Below are 18,950 nucleotides of genomic sequence, written 5' to 3'. Positions count from 1 at the left end.
AGCCGGCTCCTACGATAAATTTACCCCCTATAGGAAATGGTTTTAGCCATGAGTTTTTAAACCCGCGGCATAAAGCCCCGCCGACTCTTAACCCTAACACTGTGCTTGGTTTAATCTCTACCTAACACCTAACACCTAACACCTAACACCTAACACCTAGAACCTTTGTCTTCCTAGCCCCTAAAACCTAAATATTACACAGCTTTTAAATGGCTTGGTTTTTTAGGATTAACTAACTCTGTGACAAAGTTTGTAAAGTCAACGCCTAAATTTTGATCACGCATGCTGTATTCAACAATTGCTTTTAAATAACCTAATTTATCGCCACAGTCATGAGCTCGGCCACTCATATGGAATGCCTCAACCGTTTCAATTTTCATCAGCATATCAATAGCGTCAGTTAATTGGATTTCGCCACCTGCGCCAACTGGGGTTTTGCTAAGTAGTTGCCAAATAGTTTTTGACAACACATAGCGGCCAACAACAGCTAAGTTCGATGGTGCATCTTCAACACGTGGTTTTTCAACCATGGTTTTTATTTTTGCACTTTCACCCGCAGTAATTACAACGCCATTTATATCAGCTATGCCGTATTTACATACATCTTGCTCAGGTACTGGTTCAAGCATAATTTGGCTTGCTGATGTTGCTTTAAAACGATCAATCATTGCCGCTAAATTTTCGGTTTTTTGATCTGCAGTATATGCATCAAGTATTACATCAGGCAGTAAAACCACAAAATCATTATCACCAATGATTGGTTTCGCACATAATACAGCATGCCCCAAACCTTTAGCTTCACCTTGGCGTACGTGTAGAATAGTTACATCAGGCGGGCAAATAGAGCGCACTTCATCAAGTAATTTACGCTTTACGCGTTTTTCAAGTGTCGCTTCAAGCTCAAAGCTAGTATCAAAATGATTTTCGATAGCATTTTTAGAGCTATGCGTAACAAGTACAATTTCTTTAATACCGGCCGCAACACACTCATTCACTATATATTGAATAAGCGGCTTATCAACCAGTGGCAGCATTTCTTTTGGGATTGCTTTAGTCATTGGCAACATCCGCGTACCAAGTCCAGCAACTGGGATAACAGCTTTCATAGTTAGTCCTTTATTTAATATTTAATTCAATTAGTTTCAATCTAACAGCACAAAGCTTTATAGGGAGTGAATAAGTTCGGGCTTCGGGCTTCGGGCTTCGGCAAAATTATAAACACTATTTGCACAAAGAGAAGATAATGAGAAAACAAAAACCACGCTTCGAGCAACGAGTTCCTAGTCACTTACCTAGCACCTTTTTCTTCCTACTACCTTTGACCTTTTCGCGGTGGCAAGCCACTCGCCTACACGTAATTAAACACCAGTATACAATTTAACACCGTAGGCGTTAAGCTTGCTGACGCACAAACACCGAAAAAATATTGAATATCGCGGTGGCAAACCATTCGCATACACGTAATTAAACACCTGAATACAATTTAACTCCGTAGGCGTTAAGCTTGCTGACGCGTGTTCATTAATATCTTTGTGAATAAATCAATTAAACAATTTTTACCACCGAGAGCACCGAGGCGCTTCGCGCTACACCGAGAAAGTAAAGTTAAGCCTAGAACCTTTAAACTCTTTCGCGGCTAAAGCCGGCCCCTACGATAAATTTACCCCCTGTAGGAAATGGCTTTAGCCATGAGTTTTATAAACCGCGCGGCATAAAGCCCCGCCGCCTCTTAACCCTAACACTGTGCTTGGTTTAATCTCTACCTAAAGCCTAACACCTAATCCCTTTAACCTTTACTTTAATCACTACCAAATAAATCTCGCGTATAAACTTTATCAGCTACATCTGTTAACTCTTCCACCATACGGTTAGATACCACCACATCTGAAAGTTGTTTAAACTCATTGAGATCTTTTATAACACGTGAATTGAAAAATGCTTCATCTTTTAAAGCGGGCTCATACACTACAACTTCAATCCCCTTAGCCTTAATGCGCTTCATAATCCCTTGGATAGCAGATGCCCTAAAATTATCTGAGCCTGTTTTCATAACTAAGCGATACACGCCAACTATTTTAGGACTGCGCTTAATTATTGAGTTAGCAATAAAATCTTTACGAGTAGTATTAGCATCAACAATAGCGCCAATCATATTATTTGGTACATCTTTGTAATTAGCTAACAACTGCTTGGTGTCTTTTGGTAAACAATAACCGCCATAACCAAATGATGGATTATTATAATGACTACCAATACGAGGGTCTAAACCTACACCTTGTATAATTTGTTTAGCATTTAAGCTATGGCTCTCAGCATAGCTATCAAGCTCATTAAAGTAAGCCACACGCATTGCAAGGTAGGTATTTGAGAATAACTTGATTGCTTCGGCTTCTGTTGAATCTGTAAACAGAATCTCAATATCTTGCTTTATCGCACCTTGCGCCAGTAAATTAGCAAACGTTTTTGCGCGTTCACTTTGCTCACCAACAATAATACGAGATGGATGTAAATTATCATAAAGTGCTTTACCTTCACGTAAAAATTCTGGCGAAAATATTACGTTATCAGTGCCAAACTTTTCTTTAACTGACTGCGTATAGCCAACTGGCACGGTTGATTTAATAACCATAGTAGCCGTTGGATTAATTTTCATTACATCTTTAATAACCGACTCAACACTATTGGTATTAAAATAGTTTGTTTCAGGATCATAATCAGTAGGTGTAGCAATAATTACAAATTCAGCACCAACCAATGCTGACTCTTTGTTTGTAGTCGCGGTAAAATTTAATTCCTTATTTTGTAAAAAATCACTTATTTCAACATCAACAATTGGCGATTGTTTGTCTTTTAAAAGTGCGACTTTATTTTCATCAATATCAAGCGCAACAACCTTATTGTGTTGCGCAAGTAACATAGCATTAGACAGGCCAACATAACCCGTACCAACAACAGCAATTTTCATTTTATAATTCCTTAAACTTCTATATTTTGCTTCCAAGCCTAAGCTCATCTCGCTTAGAACTACAGCTATTTATTTAGTAACAGTAATTTGCACAAAGAGAAGCCAATGAGTGTAAATGAGAAGAGAAAATGCCACGGACTAATTGCATCTAGGTCATTGTCACTTATCTAATACCTTTGACCTTTTCCCTTTAACCTCTTAAGCGCAGCGTCTCTTAACCTCTTTGTGAATAAACCACTTAAAACCATTTTGCACAAAGAGAAGTGAATGAGAGTAAATGAGAAAACAAAAGCCATGGGCTTCGAGCAACGCGCTCCTAGCCATTTTCCCTAGCTCCTTTATTTACCTCTTAACCGCAGCGCTCTCTTAACCTCTTTGTGAACCAAGTCACTTAAAACCCTTTGCACAAAGAGAAGACAATGAGAGTAAATGAGAATGCATAACAATTAGTATTTACTACACCTTTGAAACATAGATCGCCCATTCTCTTTATGTATAAATTCACTTAAAACTTTAAGTTTAGTCGCTTTATTCCATTGATAAGTTTAGTTGTATTAAAGTTTATCAACAAACCAGTGCTTACATTCGATAGCTTCATATAAGTCAATAATTGCGCTGAATGGATTGGTAATAACTTCTCTACAGACTTTAATTCAACAATCAATTCATTTGTAATTAATATGTCTAGTCTATAACCCGCGTCAATGTTTGTATTTTTATATAAAATAGGTAATTCAACTTGATACTTGGCATCTATTCCAGCTTGCTTCAATTCAAGTAAAAGGCAAGTTTCATAAGTTGATTCTAATAATCCTGGACCCAATTGTTTATGTACTTCAATAGCGCATCCAATAACTTTTTGTGTGAGAAGATCAGTATCCATACTTATCCTAGAACTATTATTTATCTCTAAAGCGCAGCGCCCTCTTAACCTCTTTGTGAATAAATAACTTAAAGATCTATTTTGCACAAAGAGAAGATAATGATCGTAAATGAGAAGACAAATGCAACGGGCTTCGAGCCACGGACTCCTGCACCTAAAACCTAGAACCTAGAGCCTTTAAACTCTTTCGCGGCTGAAGCTGGGGCTCCTACGATAAATTTAAACCCTGTAGGAAATGGCTTTAGCCATGAGTTTTATAAACCGCGCGGCATAAAGCCCCACCTACAAGATTCTATAAATAAATTTGACACCGAACTACTTTAAATAGACCACTGCTATTTTATACATCTTAGTTTATTTAGTCGCTGAGTATTCTTTTTCAGGTAGTGCTAATTTTCGCCTAAAAAAGTTCATTACTTTGCAGTAATTTATAAGTATCAGTAAGTACACACCAAACAAAGTAATAAAACCATAAAACATTAAAAACTCTGGTACCAAAAAGACTTCGCCAATTATACCTACACTAGCAAACAATGTAGCAACAGAGCATATTAAAATAAGTGTTTGTGTTGAGCTGCAACCTAAGCGCTGGCATATATGGTGTAAGTGCTCACGATCAGGATTAAATGGTGATTTACCTTGTTTAATACGGCGTATCATTATTGCAGCCATATCCATTAAAGGTACCGCAATTAGCCATAGGGCAGTTACTGGGCGAATCATCGCGTTGCCGGGAGCTTGACTTGCCCCAATAAGCAACCAAATAACAGTGAAGCCGATCATCATACTGCCTGCATCACCCATAAATACTTTACGTTCACGCCCTGTTAGGCCAAGGTTCATAATAATATATGGCACCATGCATACAACTAATAGTAAACATAAATAACTGAGGCTTTGCTCGCCTGTAAACCAGAGTAAAATACCAATACTCGCAAAAGTAACTAGTGATAAGCCACCTAATAAGCCATCAATGCCGTCAACCATGTTAAACGCATTAATACAGCCTATTACAGCAAATATGGTTACCACAGCACCTAGCATGCCAAGTTCTATAATACCAAAACCGAGTAAGTCACCTAGCGTGTGCAGTTCTGTATTAGCAAAGTAAATCATTGCAACAGAAATTAACGCCTGGACTAACATGCGTATTTTTACACTTAAATCAAAGCGATCGTCCAAAGCACCTACCGCTGTTAACCCGCAAATACATAACATATATAAGTTAGCATGGTTAATCATACCCGGGTGTGTATAAATATAGTTAACTATAGTAATGCAAATTGCCACACCACCTACTAATGGCACATTACCGGTATGCATTTTTCGCCCTGACGGCTTATCTACAAGGCCCACCCTACGAGCTACTTTACGCATTAAAAATAAAATTGCAAAGGCAATAAAAAAAGTGAGCAATAAATCTATAAACATTATTGTTATCATCCTGACTTATTTTAAATAGTGATTAAAAACTATTTTTTAGTAATTAAATTAATATATTTACCTAATTTCGAAGAAGCTTTTGCAAAGTCTACTTTTTGAGCATTTTAATTCTAAACTGATTTATCATTATTGCGGGCATCACTTAACAGTTATTTAATCTGAAGTACAGTACCTGAGACTCTGAAGGGCAAACGCCTCATCAGTCATCACACCTTAGGCTAAATATTGAAAAATAAAACGATTAATGACTTATCATAAGATACAAGTAGAAGGTAGCGGTACAATTTAAAAGTACCTTTGTATGCTAATACTCGCTTTTTATATTACAGCATATATAAAAAGCCCTGCTTAGCTATGCTGGCGGGGCTATGCTTTTTTATTGCTGACTAAGATTTAGTTGCACTTAAACCCTTTTCAAATACACTGTATACTAGCTTATAGGCTTTTTCGGCTAGATCTGACTCAGCGTAACACCTAAGCTCTGGCGCATTTCCTGATGGCCTCAAATGCACAACATCACCACACGATAACGTAATACGCAGTCCATCTGTTATATTCAATTGATAACTCATATCATCATAACCTAAAGTTGCAATGAAATTACTAGCATCATATTTTAGACCTTCAATTAACTTTAAGCTATTTTCTCTGGAAAAATTTTGCAAACGGTCACTGGCAGTAAATCGCTTAGGTAAATTATTTAATTGCTTTGATATGGGCTCTTTCTGGCTCAATAACATAAAAGCTGGTAAAAGTGCATCACGAGTAGGCAATGCTCTTATTATTCTTCCATTTAAATTTATATCTGAACCTAAAAGGTAGCCGCCATTTGCTTCAAAACCAGCGACACGAGCATAGCGTTTATTTAACTCTGCAAATTCAGCTATTACATAAGGAGAGCCTATTTTTGTACGTACCACGGTTTTAAAGCTATTTGACTTTTCAATAGCTGTGTTACAACTTACTGGTACAGCTAATGAATCAATATTTAACAATTGACTGCACACTAAGCCTAAAATATCACCACGTAGCCAATTGCCATTTTCATCAGCAATTAACGGTCGATCCCCGTCACCATCTGTTGAAAAAATCGCATCAAAACCATATTTTTTTGACCAATCTAACGCTTTTTGTTGATCTTCATCCGATACAGCCTCAGTATCTATAGGTACAAAGGTATCACTTCTTTCTAAACTTGTTACCTCTGCTCCTAAGCTTTTAAATAATGATTTATATATATCACGACCAGCACTAGAGTGCTCATATATGCCTATTTTCTTTCCTGCAAGTGAATCATGACTAAATAGCTCTGCATAACGCTTTATATACGCTTGCTCTGCTGATTTACTAACTGCAAGTTCTGCTAATTGGTAAAGGGAAGTAAATTGTACACCATTTTGCAAAATAGCTTGTTCATCAGCTTTTGTTATTTCACCATCGGGGCGATAAAACTTTAGTCCATTACGATCAAAAGGGATGTGGCTTCCAGTAATCATTATGCTAGGCACGTTGTCCTGCATTGCTTTGTAAGCCAGTGCCGGTGTAGGTATTACACCGTAATAAATAACACTTAAACCTAGTTGCTTTAAAGCGGCAGCGCACGCTTGCGCCATTGCATAGCTACTAGGGCGATTATCAATAGCGAGCATAACTGTATTAAAACTAAACTCAGCATCAATTGACTTTATAAATGCAACAGCAAATGCTGCACATACATCAGCAGTAAAATCACTAACTAAACCACGTGCGCCACTTGTACCAAAAGCAATACCACTTTGCTTAATAACTTCAGCACAAATTAATTTATTTTCCATATTAAACCTATATTTCTTTTTCCAAAGGATAAGATCGGAGTATGGAATGCTCTCTTAAGAGCAATGCCACTTAAGATCTTTGTGAAACTCAAATCTTTTGCTCTAAAGTCCTATCCTAAGTAAACCATATTTGCACAATTAGAAAAGAATGAGAGTAAATGAGAAGACAAAAAACTACGGACAACGAGCTATAAATACATTAGAACATAGCACCTTTGTTTTTCTTGCAACTTTCATCTTGAACCTTTTATCCCATATTTCGCGTCTCACAACTCAAAATGCGCCGCTAGTTATTTAACCTCATAAGCGCAGCGCTCTCTAAACCTCTTTGTAAACAACCTTATTTCACTCGACCATAACGGTCTTCAAAGCGTACAATATCATCTTCCCCCAAGTATGATCCTGACTGCACCTCTATCAGCTCTAAGTCAACTTTACCCGGATTTTCTAATGCATGAACGGCTGTAATAGGGATATAAACAGATTGATTTTCGGTTACAAATTTTTCTGTATCATCTATTTGCACTTTAGCCGTACCTGAAACTACAATCCAGTGTTCGGCGCGATGGTGATGCATTTGCACTGATAGCTTAGCACCAGGTTTAACAGTGATACGCTTAACTTGAAAGCGTTCACCATAGTCAACTGAATCGTATTTCCCCCAAGGACGGTAGACTTCTCTGTGCAATTTAGCCTCTGAGCGTTGTTCATCTTTTAATTGTTGAACAATCATTTTTACATGTTGCGATTTATCTTTGTGAGCAACCAGAACGGCATCTTTTGTATTTATAATAACTAAATCTTCAACACCCACTGTTGCAACCAATTTGTCTTCACTAAATACAAGCGTGTTTTTAGTATCAACAGCTTTTACATCACCAGTAAAAGCATTACCATTTTCATCCTGTGGTGATACTTCCCAAAGAGCAGCAAAGCAACCAACGTCACTCCAACCTGCATCCATAGGCACTACAACAGCATCTGTTGTGTGTTCCATTACTGCATAGTCGATTGACTCGTCAGGACAAATTTCAAAAGCAGCTTTATCAACGCGAATAAAATCCAAATCATTATTTTGGTTTTGCATGGCTTTTTCACATGCATTATATATATCAGGGCGAAATGCTTTAAGCTCATTTAAATAACGACTTGCTTTAAATAAAAACATGCCGCTATTCCAGTAATAGTCACCATTTTGTATATATTGCTCAGCAGTTTTTGAATCTGGCTTTTCTACAAATGCATCTACTACAAAACCTGTATCAAATTGTTCACCACGTTTAATATAGCCATAACCTGTTTCAGGCTTATTACCAACAATACCAAAGGTAACTAACTTATCTTGGCTTGCAAGCTCTGCAGCTTTATTAATACTTGACTGAAAGGCAGCTGTATTTTCAATTACGTGATCAGCAGCTAACACTAATAATAACGGGTCTTCGCCTTGCTCAATCGCTTTAAATGCAGCAAGAGCAATAGCAGGTGCCGTATTACGCCCTACAGGCTCTAAAAAAATACCACTGTGCTTTACACCTAACTGGCGAACTTGCTCTGCGGCTATAAAGCGGTGCTCTTCATTACAAATAAGCATGGCTGGGCTATGCGCTAGACCAGTTAAACGGCTCAACGTGCTTTGCAGCATTGTTTGCTCGCCGCTTAATACTAAAAATTGTTTTGGATAATTACCGCGTGATAGTGGCCACAAGCGTGTACCTGAACCACCAGCCATAATTATTGGCAATATTAAATTCATATTTAGAGCCTTAAAATTATTTATATTAAAACTTTTGCATTTTCAGAAAAAAAAGGACCTTCTTTTATTTCTAGTATTAAAGTTTGTTCTGATACACATTCAACACTATGTATATCGCCCGGTTTAAATTCAATGCATTGTATATCTTGTGCACCCCCCACTAAAAAAGACCTTATTACCGAGCCATCTTTATTATGTAGTGTTACTTTTAATACCCCACTTTGCACTATAAACATTTCCCATTGATGCGCTAATGCATGGTAATGCGGCTCTACATAACTACCTTTAAGTAGCGCTATGTATAGCCTTTGCACTTTATCGTTAAAGCTTGCATGTAAATTAAGGTGCGCTCTTTTTCTGGGCGAGCTACTGGCTTGTTCAAATAAGGTTTTGATATCTGCTTGGGTTATTTCTCTCATTATTGCTCTTGTAACTTTTTAACAATGTTAGCCGCGATAGCAGTAACAGCAAATTCATTTTTTAACAACTCATATGCTCCATTGCCTAGCTGCTTACGTAAGTTGAGATTTTCGTATAGCGCTAATGCATTTTTTAGTAGCTGTTCATCATCACCATTTTCGCTAATAAACCCAGCTTTATTTGAGTTAACCAACGCTTGTAAATCATTGCCACTATTTACACTACCTAAAATAGGCAATGACTGCACCATGTAGCCTAACAACTTACCGGGAAAGTTATGAGCTGTATGTTTAGCAGATAAAGAAAACAACCCTACATCAATACTTGCTAATATATGCTTAAACTCATTTTGATTAACCGAGGGTAAATAACTGTAATTTGTTAATTGCCACTGTTTTGCCAGTTTATTAATTAATTCAACTTCGTCACCTTGACCAATAAATAAAAAGTGCGCTTGGCTACAATGCTGCATACTTTTAGCTAAGCGCATTAAGTTTGCCATATCTTGCGCATGACCAATGTTGCCGCCATAAAAGTAAATAACTTTATTTTCTAGCTTTAGCTGCTTACGAATAGAGTTAACGTTGCTACTAATATTAACAGGTGTTGTATCTGCCCAGTTACGCAAAATTTCTGTGGGGTATTGATAACCATTACTTTGTTTAAATACCTCTAAATTTTTTTCTGACATCAAACCAATAGTGTTTGCAGCTTGGTAAGAGCGCTGTTCAAAAAACTTAAAGTAGCGTGCTATTAAAGAGCCTTGCTTGATCATGCCGGCATCTATAACCCATTGCGGAAACAGGTCACGCAACACTAGGTAAGAGTTGCAGTTACAGCGCTGCTTAATGCTATTGACCAAACCACCAAAGAATATTGATGGTGAGTAGTAAATTACGCCATCAAAGGTATGCTCACTTACATGGGGCTTGATAGCCGACCAAGCTCTAAATGAGAGTAACGTTTCATTTAGTGCTCGCGTTACTTTGTTTACATCTTTAATGGGGCCAGAGCTAAAGCGCCAAACCTTTACACCGTCTAAGCTTTGTTCAGTAAATTGTTCTTCCTGCCCTACAGCAGGTGTAATCACAGTGACATTATGCCCACTTGCAATGAGCTCAAGTGCCAACTCATGAAACATTTTAGCACCCACGCGGGTGCTATCAGGCAAATAGTCGTCAATAATTAAAGCAAGTTTCATTAATATTTTTTCCACACAACCCTGTTTACATAGTCGGTATAACTAATAATGGTACGTAATACTTTGTCTGACACATTGGGAGCAATGTAGTTTTGTACCTTGTTAATTAGCCTATGTTCACCACGTGGTTGCTTATCAAGTATTTCAATAGCTTGCAGAATGCGTTCTACATTCATTCCGGTAAACATGACCGCTCCCTCTTCAAAACCTTCGGGGCGTTCTTGTGCATCTCTGATATTTACTGCCGGAAAATTTAAAATAGACGACTCTTCAGTAATCGTACCGCTATCACTTAGTACCACTTTAGCGTCCATTTGCAATTTTACGTAATCGCTAAAGCCAAGTGGTTTTAACAGTTTAACTAAGGGGTGAAACTCTAAGTTCAGTAAGTCAATTTTCTTTCTGGTACGAGGGTGGGTAGACACAATAATAGGGTGCTGGTATTTTTCGGCAATAGCATTTAGTGCTTGTAAATAACTATAAATATTTTTTTCTGAATCGACGTTTTCCTCTCTGTGCACACTTACCACAAAATACTCGCCCGCTATTAAACCTAGTGTGGTTAAAATTTCGGCATTGGCAATTTTATCTGCGTAGCGACTAAGCACTTCGTCCATTGGGCTGCCTGTTTTAACTATTAGATCGGGCTTTAGGCCTTCAGCTAATAAGTATTCACGCGCTATATCGGTATAAGGCATATTAACGTCAGAAATATGATCCACTATTTTACGGTTAATTTCTTCGGGTACACGCATGTCAAAACAGCGATTACCTGCTTCCATATGAAATATCGGGATTTTTTTACGTTTTGCCGAAATAGCAGCCATCGCACTGTTAGTGTCGCCTAATATTAAAATGGCATCTGGCTGTACATTGGCAAACATAGCATCGGCTTTACTAATTACTTGCGCCATAGTTTCGGCGGCAGTAGCACCAGCACATTCTAAAAATATATCTGGTGCGCGAATGCCTAAGTCTTCAAAAAATATTTGATTAAGTTCGTAATCATAGTTTTGCCCAGTATGCACTAATACATGCTCACAAAACTCATCTAACTTTGCAATGGTGCATGACAACCTAATAATCTCTGGACGAGTACCTACTACCGTAACAACCTTTAACTTTTTCATGCTTTATACCTTTTTACGTAATCTGAGTGCATATACTCGACAAGCTTGCTCCACGCCGGTGGGCTAAACTGAGTTAATTGCCTAAATTTATCTGAGTTTAGTGAGCGATCTATCACCAACTCTTGCGACTCAGCAATAGTGATTTGCTTTTGGTACTGCTCTGCAATCAACTTTAATAGCGTGTATTTATCAATCGGATCTACCGATAAGTGCAATAAGCCTGTAACGTCTGGATTTGGTAAAATATATTCCGCCAACAGCGTGGCTATATAACAGGTAGGCAAGCCTGAGAAAACGGCTTTAGAAAAACCTTTAGTGCTTTCGCCTTGTGATAAAAACCAATCTACTAAGCTTACTGCAGATGTAAGTTCATGCCCTATAATCGAGGTTCGTAACGTTAGGTGTTTGCCGTAGCTCACTTCACCTAAACACTTTGATTTACCATACAAGTCACGCGCATCGGGTAATGAATTTTCGGTATATAAACCTTCATTACCGGTAAATACACAGTCAGTTGAGAAGTGAATCAATTTTGCATTAACCTGATCACAAATATTTGCTAGCTCATGCGGAAGTAATGCATTAATTTTAATGGCATCAATATGTTGCTTTGAGATACCGTGCTGTTTAATCAACCCCACACAGTTAATGACTACATCGGGCATCAAAGTCTCGATTGCGTGTTGTAATGAACCAATGTCGTAAGCGTCAATACAGGCAATTAATTGCTGCTGCATATTGCTAAAAAATTGTTCTTTTCCATCAATACTACGTACTGTGCCAAATACTGATAAGTGTGCGTGTTCACTTAGGTTGCTAAACAGACTGTAACCAAGCATCCCTGTAGCACCAAGAATTAATATTTTCATTCTCAAACACCTTCAGGAACAATAATATTTCCAAACTCAATCTCACGCATAAAATCAAGCTTACGTAGAAGTTGCTTCATGCCTTCAACGTCTAAACGCTCAGTATTATGCGAGTTATAATCTTCAACTTTTGATAAGTCAGACTCACCTTCTTCAAAAAACTTTGAATAGTTTAAGTCTCTGTTATCGGCAGGTACTCTAAAGTATTCACCTTGCTCTTGTGCCACAAACATTTCTTCACGACTGCATAGCGCTTCAAACAATTTTTCGCCGTGGCGAGTACCAATCACGTTCACAACATGCTCAGGCTTTTTAAGCATTTCGAGTAACGCGGTTACCAACACCTCAATGGTTGCTGCAGGTGCTTTTTGAACAAAAATATCACCATTTTGGCCATTTTCGAAAGCATGTAATACTAAATCAACCGCGTCATCTAATGTCATCATAAAGCGGGTCATTGTTGGGTCAGTAATAGTAATTGGCTCGTTATTAACTACTTGGCGAATAAATAAAGGAATTACTGAGCCACGCGATGCCATTACATTACCGTAGCGGGTACAACAAATTGTGGTGTTGGTGTGTTCTAAATTACGGCTTTTAGCAACAATCACTTTTTCCATCATTGCCTTAGAAATACCCATAGCATTAATTGGGTACACTGCTTTGTCGGTGCTCAAGCACACTACACGCTCAACATTATTCGCTATAGCAGCTTCTAGCACGTTTTCTGTACCAAGCACGTTAGTTTTAACTGCCTCTAACGGGTAAAACTCACATGACGGAACTTGTTTTAACGCAGCAGCATGGTAAACATAATCAACCCCACGCATCGCGTTATTAATACTTTGGCTATCGCGTACGTCACCAATATAAAACTTTAATTTCTCTGACTGAAAATACTTACGCATGTCATCCTGTTTTTTTTCGTCACGTGAAAAAATGCGTATTTCTTTTATGTCCGTGTTTAAAAAGCGACGCAGTACTGCATTACCAAATGAGCCTGTACCACCTGTTATTAATAATTTTTTATTTGAAAACTGACTAATCATTAAACATTCCTTCAACTAAAGATTCATTGTTTATTAAGATATTTGAAATATAATCATACGTAGTAGATGAACGTTTTGCATACTGTTCTGCATCTAAATTAATCATTAACTTTATGCAATTGCTAATATAATCAACGTCATTAACTTTAAATACAAAGCTTCCATTATCTCTAACTTTACTCCAAGGAGTTTGATCCGAGATTAGGACTAAATTAGATAAAGCCATTGCTTCAACAATAGCATGACCATAATTCTCGTTAAGTGTTGGTAAGGCAAATACGTGGCTTTCAGACAAAGTGTTTTTTACTTCAACAGGTTTTAAAGCTCCTAAATATTCATATTGCAGATTATTATTACTCTTATTCAGCACTTTCAAACACCTTTGCCAATAATCATTATCCTCAATATTACCAGCTATCTTAAAATTAACTTTTCCATTTCTCAAATCTAAATTAGTTAGAGCTTTGCAAAGTGTTAAAAGGTTTTTTTTCTTTGATATTCTTGATAAAAATATAACATTTAAAGTACCAACAGTTTTATCCTTTTTTATATAGTTAGGTATAGGATCATGCATATTAGGTACTAAGATATAATCCACTTCTCCAAGAAAAAAAAATGCGTCATCAACTTCTTCCTGGGATGTAAAATGAAATTTAGCTATTTTTTTTATTTTAAAACATCTAAAAAAATAGCAGTAAAATCTTTTTCTAACTTTTTTTAAGCTCATGGCTCCACGAGTTAACTCACCTCTCGGTGCAACTAATAACTGTTTAGTTTCGAATAAATTCAACTTAGAGAAGAAGATAAACAAAATACTAAATTTGAATGAAAAGAAACTATTTAAATATACAATATCAAATTTTTTCTTTTCTTTGCTGCTAAGAAAATAATAGAAAAGATCAAATACTCGTGAAAAATAATTTATATTAGTTAAATTTAAATTAAATGGTAGCTTCTCTTTATCAGTTGATAAGATTGTTCCATCTATATCTCTGTTAGATGTAACTACTTCGAACTTATAACCACCCAAAGTTTCAAACTTGTTGATAAGATTTTTCAGGCTTTTTACGGGTCCTCCAGCTTTAAATGCAGGGTAAAAATAATCAGTTACAATTAAAATATTTTTCATAAACTAGCTCTTTAAACTTTTATAAATAGCAAGGTAATCAGACTTTATTGAATGATTAATATCACTAAAACTTATACTGACCTCTCGCTCTTTTTCCTCACAAAAACGTAATAAATCCATTGAATCAATATCACCAGAATAAAAACTACAATTCTGATAATTTAAATTAGTTGTAACTTCTCTTGTATAAGCGATGTCAGGTAATAATAATTTCGCTCCAGCAGACATGGCACGAAAAAGAACTCCCGAATTTGTGATATCTTTGTAAGGAATAACTACACCAGAGCAATTATCTAAAAAACACTGTAACTCTTGATCTTCATATCTGCGTAAGCTTAAGTTTATCCTGTCCTCATAAGATTCTAATTTTTTTGTTAACAGAATGTCATTACAAGCACCTAAGATATTTAGCTTAATATTCAACTTAGAGTTAATATATGCATTTATTAACATTTCTACATTTTTATATGGTCGAATCAAACCAAAAAATAGTAGCCCTGAAGGTTTCTGCACATTAGAAGTATTTGCCTTTGGAATAGGATAACTAGGATGTGGAATTATTTTAAATTTTTTATTAATACCGTATAAGCAAAAGAACTCTTCCATTGACACATTCGTCATAAAAATTAGAGAGTCACACAAGCTTGCAATCACCTTATAAAAAATTCTTGAGATTCTTTCATTATAATTCTCATGGGGCTTTAAATTATGAACAGTCCATACAACTTTTTTACCAAGTATTTTTATAAAAGATATGTAAATTATAATTAGGAGAGTAAATGTATACCTTTTTAGTGGATTTTTTATATTTAGATAAGTTTCAGGCCAATGCATGTGAAAAATATTAAAATTAAAATTAAAAAAATTTACTAAGTTATGTGGGCTATAGATAATTTTTTTAACTAAAATTAAAGAAATAAAACTATTACTTTTACTACCGAGATCTAATGGCCACATTCTGACTTTAATTACTTCTTTGCTCATTTAACACTTTTCCTTAATAAAACTTATAGCACCAAACATATAAAAACAACCTAATAAAAACAGATATGGCACAAACCCTTGTCCAAATACATTTTCTAAACTCACTGTATAGAAAAATTTAAATAGAAGTAGAAAAAACAAAAAATCTAGTTCACCTCTTGTTCTGGACATAGTATCAAAAAAAACTTTAGCCATTATAAAAAGACATATGCTAATTAATATGGTCATAAAAAAATCATAAAAGCTCGCTTCATACAAAATAGAAAAGTATAAAATTAAACCAAAATCAGAACTTGTGAATTGATTCAAAGTTGGAGTGTAGGAAGTCATTACATTATTGTTTAAATTTCTAAAGTCCTTGTCCATCAATCCACTCGGAACAATAGGTCTAAAAAAAGCTTTTACCTCCTTTAGCTCAATATTTTCATTTCTGTATAAACTAACAACTTTGTCAAAATTCTGATACGCTCCCAAAGAGTTAGGATTCATTGACAGGCGGCTGGAAAGGTGACCAACGCCCTCAAAATAGCTGATATTTTCAACTGAATTTCCTCTAATCTCATTTTTTATAACATATACATATTTATATATAAAACCACCAAAAAATAGCGATAAAAACGGTATAATAAATACAAGAAAGTATTTACCTTTAAATATTTTCTTAAAAAATACTACTAACTCTAAAAAAAACAATATAAGAATAAAACTGCTCCACCCTTGTAATAACTTCAAACAGCAAAAACAGATGATATTAAACCAAAATAGGACACGTTTTGATTTATACATGGTACTTATGTTCGGTTTTCTAAAATATAAATAGTATATATAAATAAAAGGCTCAGGCTTTAGAATTGAAAAGATAAGGCTATAAGGAGACTTTGCAGGTTCAATATTTCCAACAGTTACTCGACCGACACCTGTAGTTGCTAGAAAAACAAGTTGAGCTATTAATAAAAAGAGAAATAAATAATGGAACTTATTTTCATTAATTTTTATGTAAAAACCCTTGTTTACTTTTAGATTAAACTTAGAAAAAAAAGAAAAAAGAATAAAACATACTAAAAATGAAAATAAGTTCGCTATAGTAATTATTAAAACATCTGAATCTGAAATAACTCTATAATACCTATGCAGCTCTCCAGGGAAAGTATCTAACTCTAGAGTTAAAATATAAGAAAAAATAGCTGTCAATATATATAATATTAAAAAGCTTAATTCTGATTTATGTTTTATCAAGATAATCTTTCTCGCTTAAAAGAGCCCCCAAAAGGCAATGAAACAATACTCGTTCTTAAAAAAGCAACATAAGTTACAAGTAAATTTTGAAACAGTATTGTTAATGAAACACATATCGCAAAAAATTCAATTTTATCAATTTCAAAGATTAACAAAATTGATAATGTCAACATTAATATTAGAAATGATAAAAATGTTATTTTAAATATATCTCGCTGATGGCCTGTATGGCTTAGCAGAAGATCACAAGCACCCGTGGTTGAATTGGCTAACTGACCTACTGAAAAAATCAAAAGAATATTTAATGTTTGCGAATAGTCCATTCCAAAAAAATGATCAATCAACGTGTTACCAAAAAGTGCTATTAACAAAACGCCAATTAAGCTTATTAGTAGTGAAAATGTACAGCCTTTTGAAATCTCTGATTGCAATAAGTTCTTATCTTTCAAATAGTAGTTTGGAATTTGTGACGCTGCTAATGCTCGGACTGATAAAGTTGAAATGGATAATATCATTGTTAGTTTTACAGCTAAACCGTATTGTGCGATTAACTCTGGATCAAAACTAGTGGAAATCAACCAAAGATCAATCTGAGAAAAACAATATATACCTACTGAAGAAAGAAAAATCGGCCATAAGTCTTTTAATTTTATAGCAAAAGAATGCATATTATCTTTTTCATACTTATAGCCTTTAATAAAGACTATAATGCAACTCATTAGTGATATGATTAAAGCAACTATCCAACAGCTAACAATAAATTCAATATTGTTTATTACTCCATTATATCTACTGTAGAGATAGAGAAGCAAAATAAATATAAGGTTTGAAATAGCCCCCATATATAATTGGGACACTAAGTAGCGGCCTGAACCTTTAAGTAGTTCTGATATAATCAGAATACAACCTAATAATACGGAAGGTATTATTAAATAAAAAATAGACATAGGGAATTTCAAGAAAACCTTGACTATAAATATTGATAATATACAAACTAAAAAAAATGAAATGATCGTTTTTTTAAGTATTTCTAGTAACAACTTAATTAAGTTCACTTCCTCAGAGGAAAGTATATTTAACTTAGGCCCCATACCGAAAAGAAATATCTGCGACAATAAAATAGAAAAACTAAGTAATAAAAAATATTGGCCAACTAAAGCTTGCCCATACAGGTTTACTATATAATAACTTAGTAGTAACCCAATAAACGACACAAAAACCCTAGCGCCCATAGACAAAATTTGTGGGTAATAAGCTTTCATTTAAATAATAATTCCAAAAACATTTTATTAGTCTACCTCATAATATGGTTTTATCTACGATACTAGAGTTATTTTAAGTAGTCGTTCTATTTTTTCACTTTTGTAAAGAATTTATTAATGCTTTAAAAAGTGAAAGGTGTCCCTGCATATGGCTTTAGGTTAGTATATTTAATACCTTTACGTGAACAATCATAATTGTATAAATGGAGGTAAATAATATAAGTCAGCTCATTGCGCTATAATATCACTACTTTCTCAAATTTATAGTTCTGCTACCTTCAATAGACTCAAGAGACTGTAAATTGCCCGCATACGTCAGTTTATCAAGGTTAATAACTGAGTCACTTGTGTTATTAATAATGTGGCGAATAACAGCCGAGCCAATAAAGCCTGCGCCGCCTGTAACGAGAATTTTTACAATCAATCCTTTCTATATCAATTTTACTTCGAGCTACGTGCTATCAGGGTAACGCTAATTTGTTGCGTTACAGTGTCAAATTTTAGGTTCTAGGTTAATCAGTTTAAAAGTAGCTACGGGCTTTGTGCAGCGAGCTAATTAATCTAGCAAAAAACCATTTTCACCACCATGGTGCGTCGCTACACAGAGAAAACCATTCGCGGCTAAAGCCGACTCCTACGTGATCTCTGTGGTGATTCTTTTACTTTAATCACAACTGCGCGGCATATAGCCCGTCTACAAAACAAGTTCTACCACAGAAAGCACCGAGACGCTTTGCTGCATCGAAAAACCATTCGTGGCTAAAGCCGACTCCTACGCATTCTCTGTGGTGAACCTTTACTTTAATTACAAC

At 35.5% G+C, this 18,950-nt stretch carries 15 protein-coding genes and 1 pseudogene; all 16 read right to left on the bottom strand.

Features of this window, described 5'->3' with window-relative positions; translation table 11 throughout:
* Nucleotides 1-194: 194 nt before the first annotated feature.
* A complete protein-coding gene (gene galU / locus H5203_RS20385) occupies nt 195-1,106 on the bottom strand; it encodes a UTP--glucose-1-phosphate uridylyltransferase GalU (protein ID WP_182820204.1) in 912 nt (303 codons plus the stop codon).
* Nucleotides 1,107-1,798: 692 nt separating this feature from the next.
* A complete protein-coding gene (locus H5203_RS20380) occupies nt 1,799-2,965 on the bottom strand; it encodes a nucleotide sugar dehydrogenase (RefSeq protein ID WP_182820203.1) in 1,167 nt (388 codons plus the stop codon).
* Nucleotides 2,966-3,470: 505 nt separating this feature from the next.
* Complete coding sequence (locus tag H5203_RS20375) at nt 3,471-3,848, bottom strand: GxxExxY protein (protein ID WP_182820202.1); 378 nt, start codon at nt 3,846-3,848, stop codon at nt 3,471-3,473.
* 354 nt (nt 3,849-4,202) lie between these two features.
* Nucleotides 4,203-5,279: a UDP-N-acetylglucosamine--undecaprenyl-phosphate N-acetylglucosaminephosphotransferase gene (gene wecA / locus H5203_RS20370; protein ID WP_182820201.1), complete on the bottom strand. Its 1,077-nt coding sequence runs from the start codon at nt 5,277-5,279 to the stop codon at nt 4,203-4,205.
* 398 nt (nt 5,280-5,677) lie between these two features.
* The gene (locus tag H5203_RS20365) at nt 5,678-7,105 is read right to left on the bottom strand and encodes a phosphomannomutase (RefSeq protein ID WP_182820200.1); all 1,428 of its coding nucleotides are present in this window, start codon (nt 7,103-7,105) and stop codon (nt 5,678-5,680) included.
* Nucleotides 7,106-7,445: 340 nt separating this feature from the next.
* Nucleotides 7,446-8,858, bottom strand: coding sequence for a mannose-1-phosphate guanylyltransferase/mannose-6-phosphate isomerase (locus H5203_RS20360; protein WP_182820199.1), 1,413 nt, complete (start codon nt 8,856-8,858; stop codon nt 7,446-7,448).
* A gap of 20 nt (nt 8,859-8,878) precedes the next feature.
* The gene (locus H5203_RS20355) at nt 8,879-9,277 is read right to left on the bottom strand and encodes a WbuC family cupin fold metalloprotein (RefSeq protein WP_182820198.1); all 399 of its coding nucleotides are present in this window, start codon (nt 9,275-9,277) and stop codon (nt 8,879-8,881) included.
* Nucleotides 9,277-10,479, bottom strand: a complete 1,203-nt coding sequence (locus tag H5203_RS20350) for a glycosyltransferase family 4 protein (RefSeq protein ID WP_182820197.1) — start codon at nt 10,477-10,479, stop codon at nt 9,277-9,279. Before H5203_RS20350 ends, H5203_RS20355 begins: the two co-directional genes overlap by 1 nt.
* A complete protein-coding gene (wecB, locus tag H5203_RS20345; RefSeq protein WP_182820196.1) occupies nt 10,479-11,609 on the bottom strand; it encodes a non-hydrolyzing UDP-N-acetylglucosamine 2-epimerase in 1,131 nt (376 codons plus the stop codon). Before wecB ends, H5203_RS20350 begins: the two co-directional genes overlap by 1 nt.
* Nucleotides 11,606-12,478 (bottom strand): SDR family oxidoreductase, encoded by an 873-nt coding sequence (locus H5203_RS20340; RefSeq protein ID WP_182820195.1) that lies wholly within the window; start codon nt 12,476-12,478, stop codon nt 11,606-11,608. The genes wecB and H5203_RS20340 overlap by 4 nt, the downstream gene beginning before the upstream one ends.
* Nucleotides 12,479-12,480: 2 nt before the next feature.
* Complete coding sequence (locus tag H5203_RS20335; protein WP_182820194.1) at nt 12,481-13,527, bottom strand: polysaccharide biosynthesis protein; 1,047 nt, start codon at nt 13,525-13,527, stop codon at nt 12,481-12,483.
* Nucleotides 13,520-14,656, bottom strand: a complete 1,137-nt coding sequence (locus tag H5203_RS20330; protein ID WP_182820193.1) for a glycosyltransferase — start codon at nt 14,654-14,656, stop codon at nt 13,520-13,522. The genes H5203_RS20335 and H5203_RS20330 overlap by 8 nt, the downstream gene beginning before the upstream one ends.
* A gap of 3 nt (nt 14,657-14,659) precedes the next feature.
* Nucleotides 14,660-15,640: a hypothetical protein gene (locus H5203_RS20325; protein WP_182820192.1), complete on the bottom strand. Its 981-nt coding sequence runs from the start codon at nt 15,638-15,640 to the stop codon at nt 14,660-14,662.
* Nucleotides 15,641-16,876, bottom strand: coding sequence for an oligosaccharide repeat unit polymerase (wzy, locus tag H5203_RS20320; RefSeq protein ID WP_220495336.1), 1,236 nt, complete (start codon nt 16,874-16,876; stop codon nt 15,641-15,643).
* The gene (locus H5203_RS20315; RefSeq protein WP_182820191.1) at nt 16,873-18,138 is read right to left on the bottom strand and encodes a hypothetical protein; all 1,266 of its coding nucleotides are present in this window, start codon (nt 18,136-18,138) and stop codon (nt 16,873-16,875) included. Before H5203_RS20315 ends, wzy begins: the two co-directional genes overlap by 4 nt.
* Before the next feature lie 271 nt (nt 18,139-18,409).
* Nucleotides 18,410-18,559, bottom strand: a pseudogene (locus H5203_RS20310) (NAD-dependent epimerase/dehydratase family protein); the annotation flags it as partial.
* Nucleotides 18,560-18,950: the final 391 nt, after the last annotated feature.

Source organism: Pseudoalteromonas sp. SG41-1, from assembly GCF_014164575.1.
GTDB lineage: Bacteria > Pseudomonadota > Gammaproteobacteria > Enterobacterales > Alteromonadaceae > Pseudoalteromonas > Pseudoalteromonas rhizosphaerae.
This window is presented reverse-complemented; position numbering and strand designations above follow the sequence as displayed.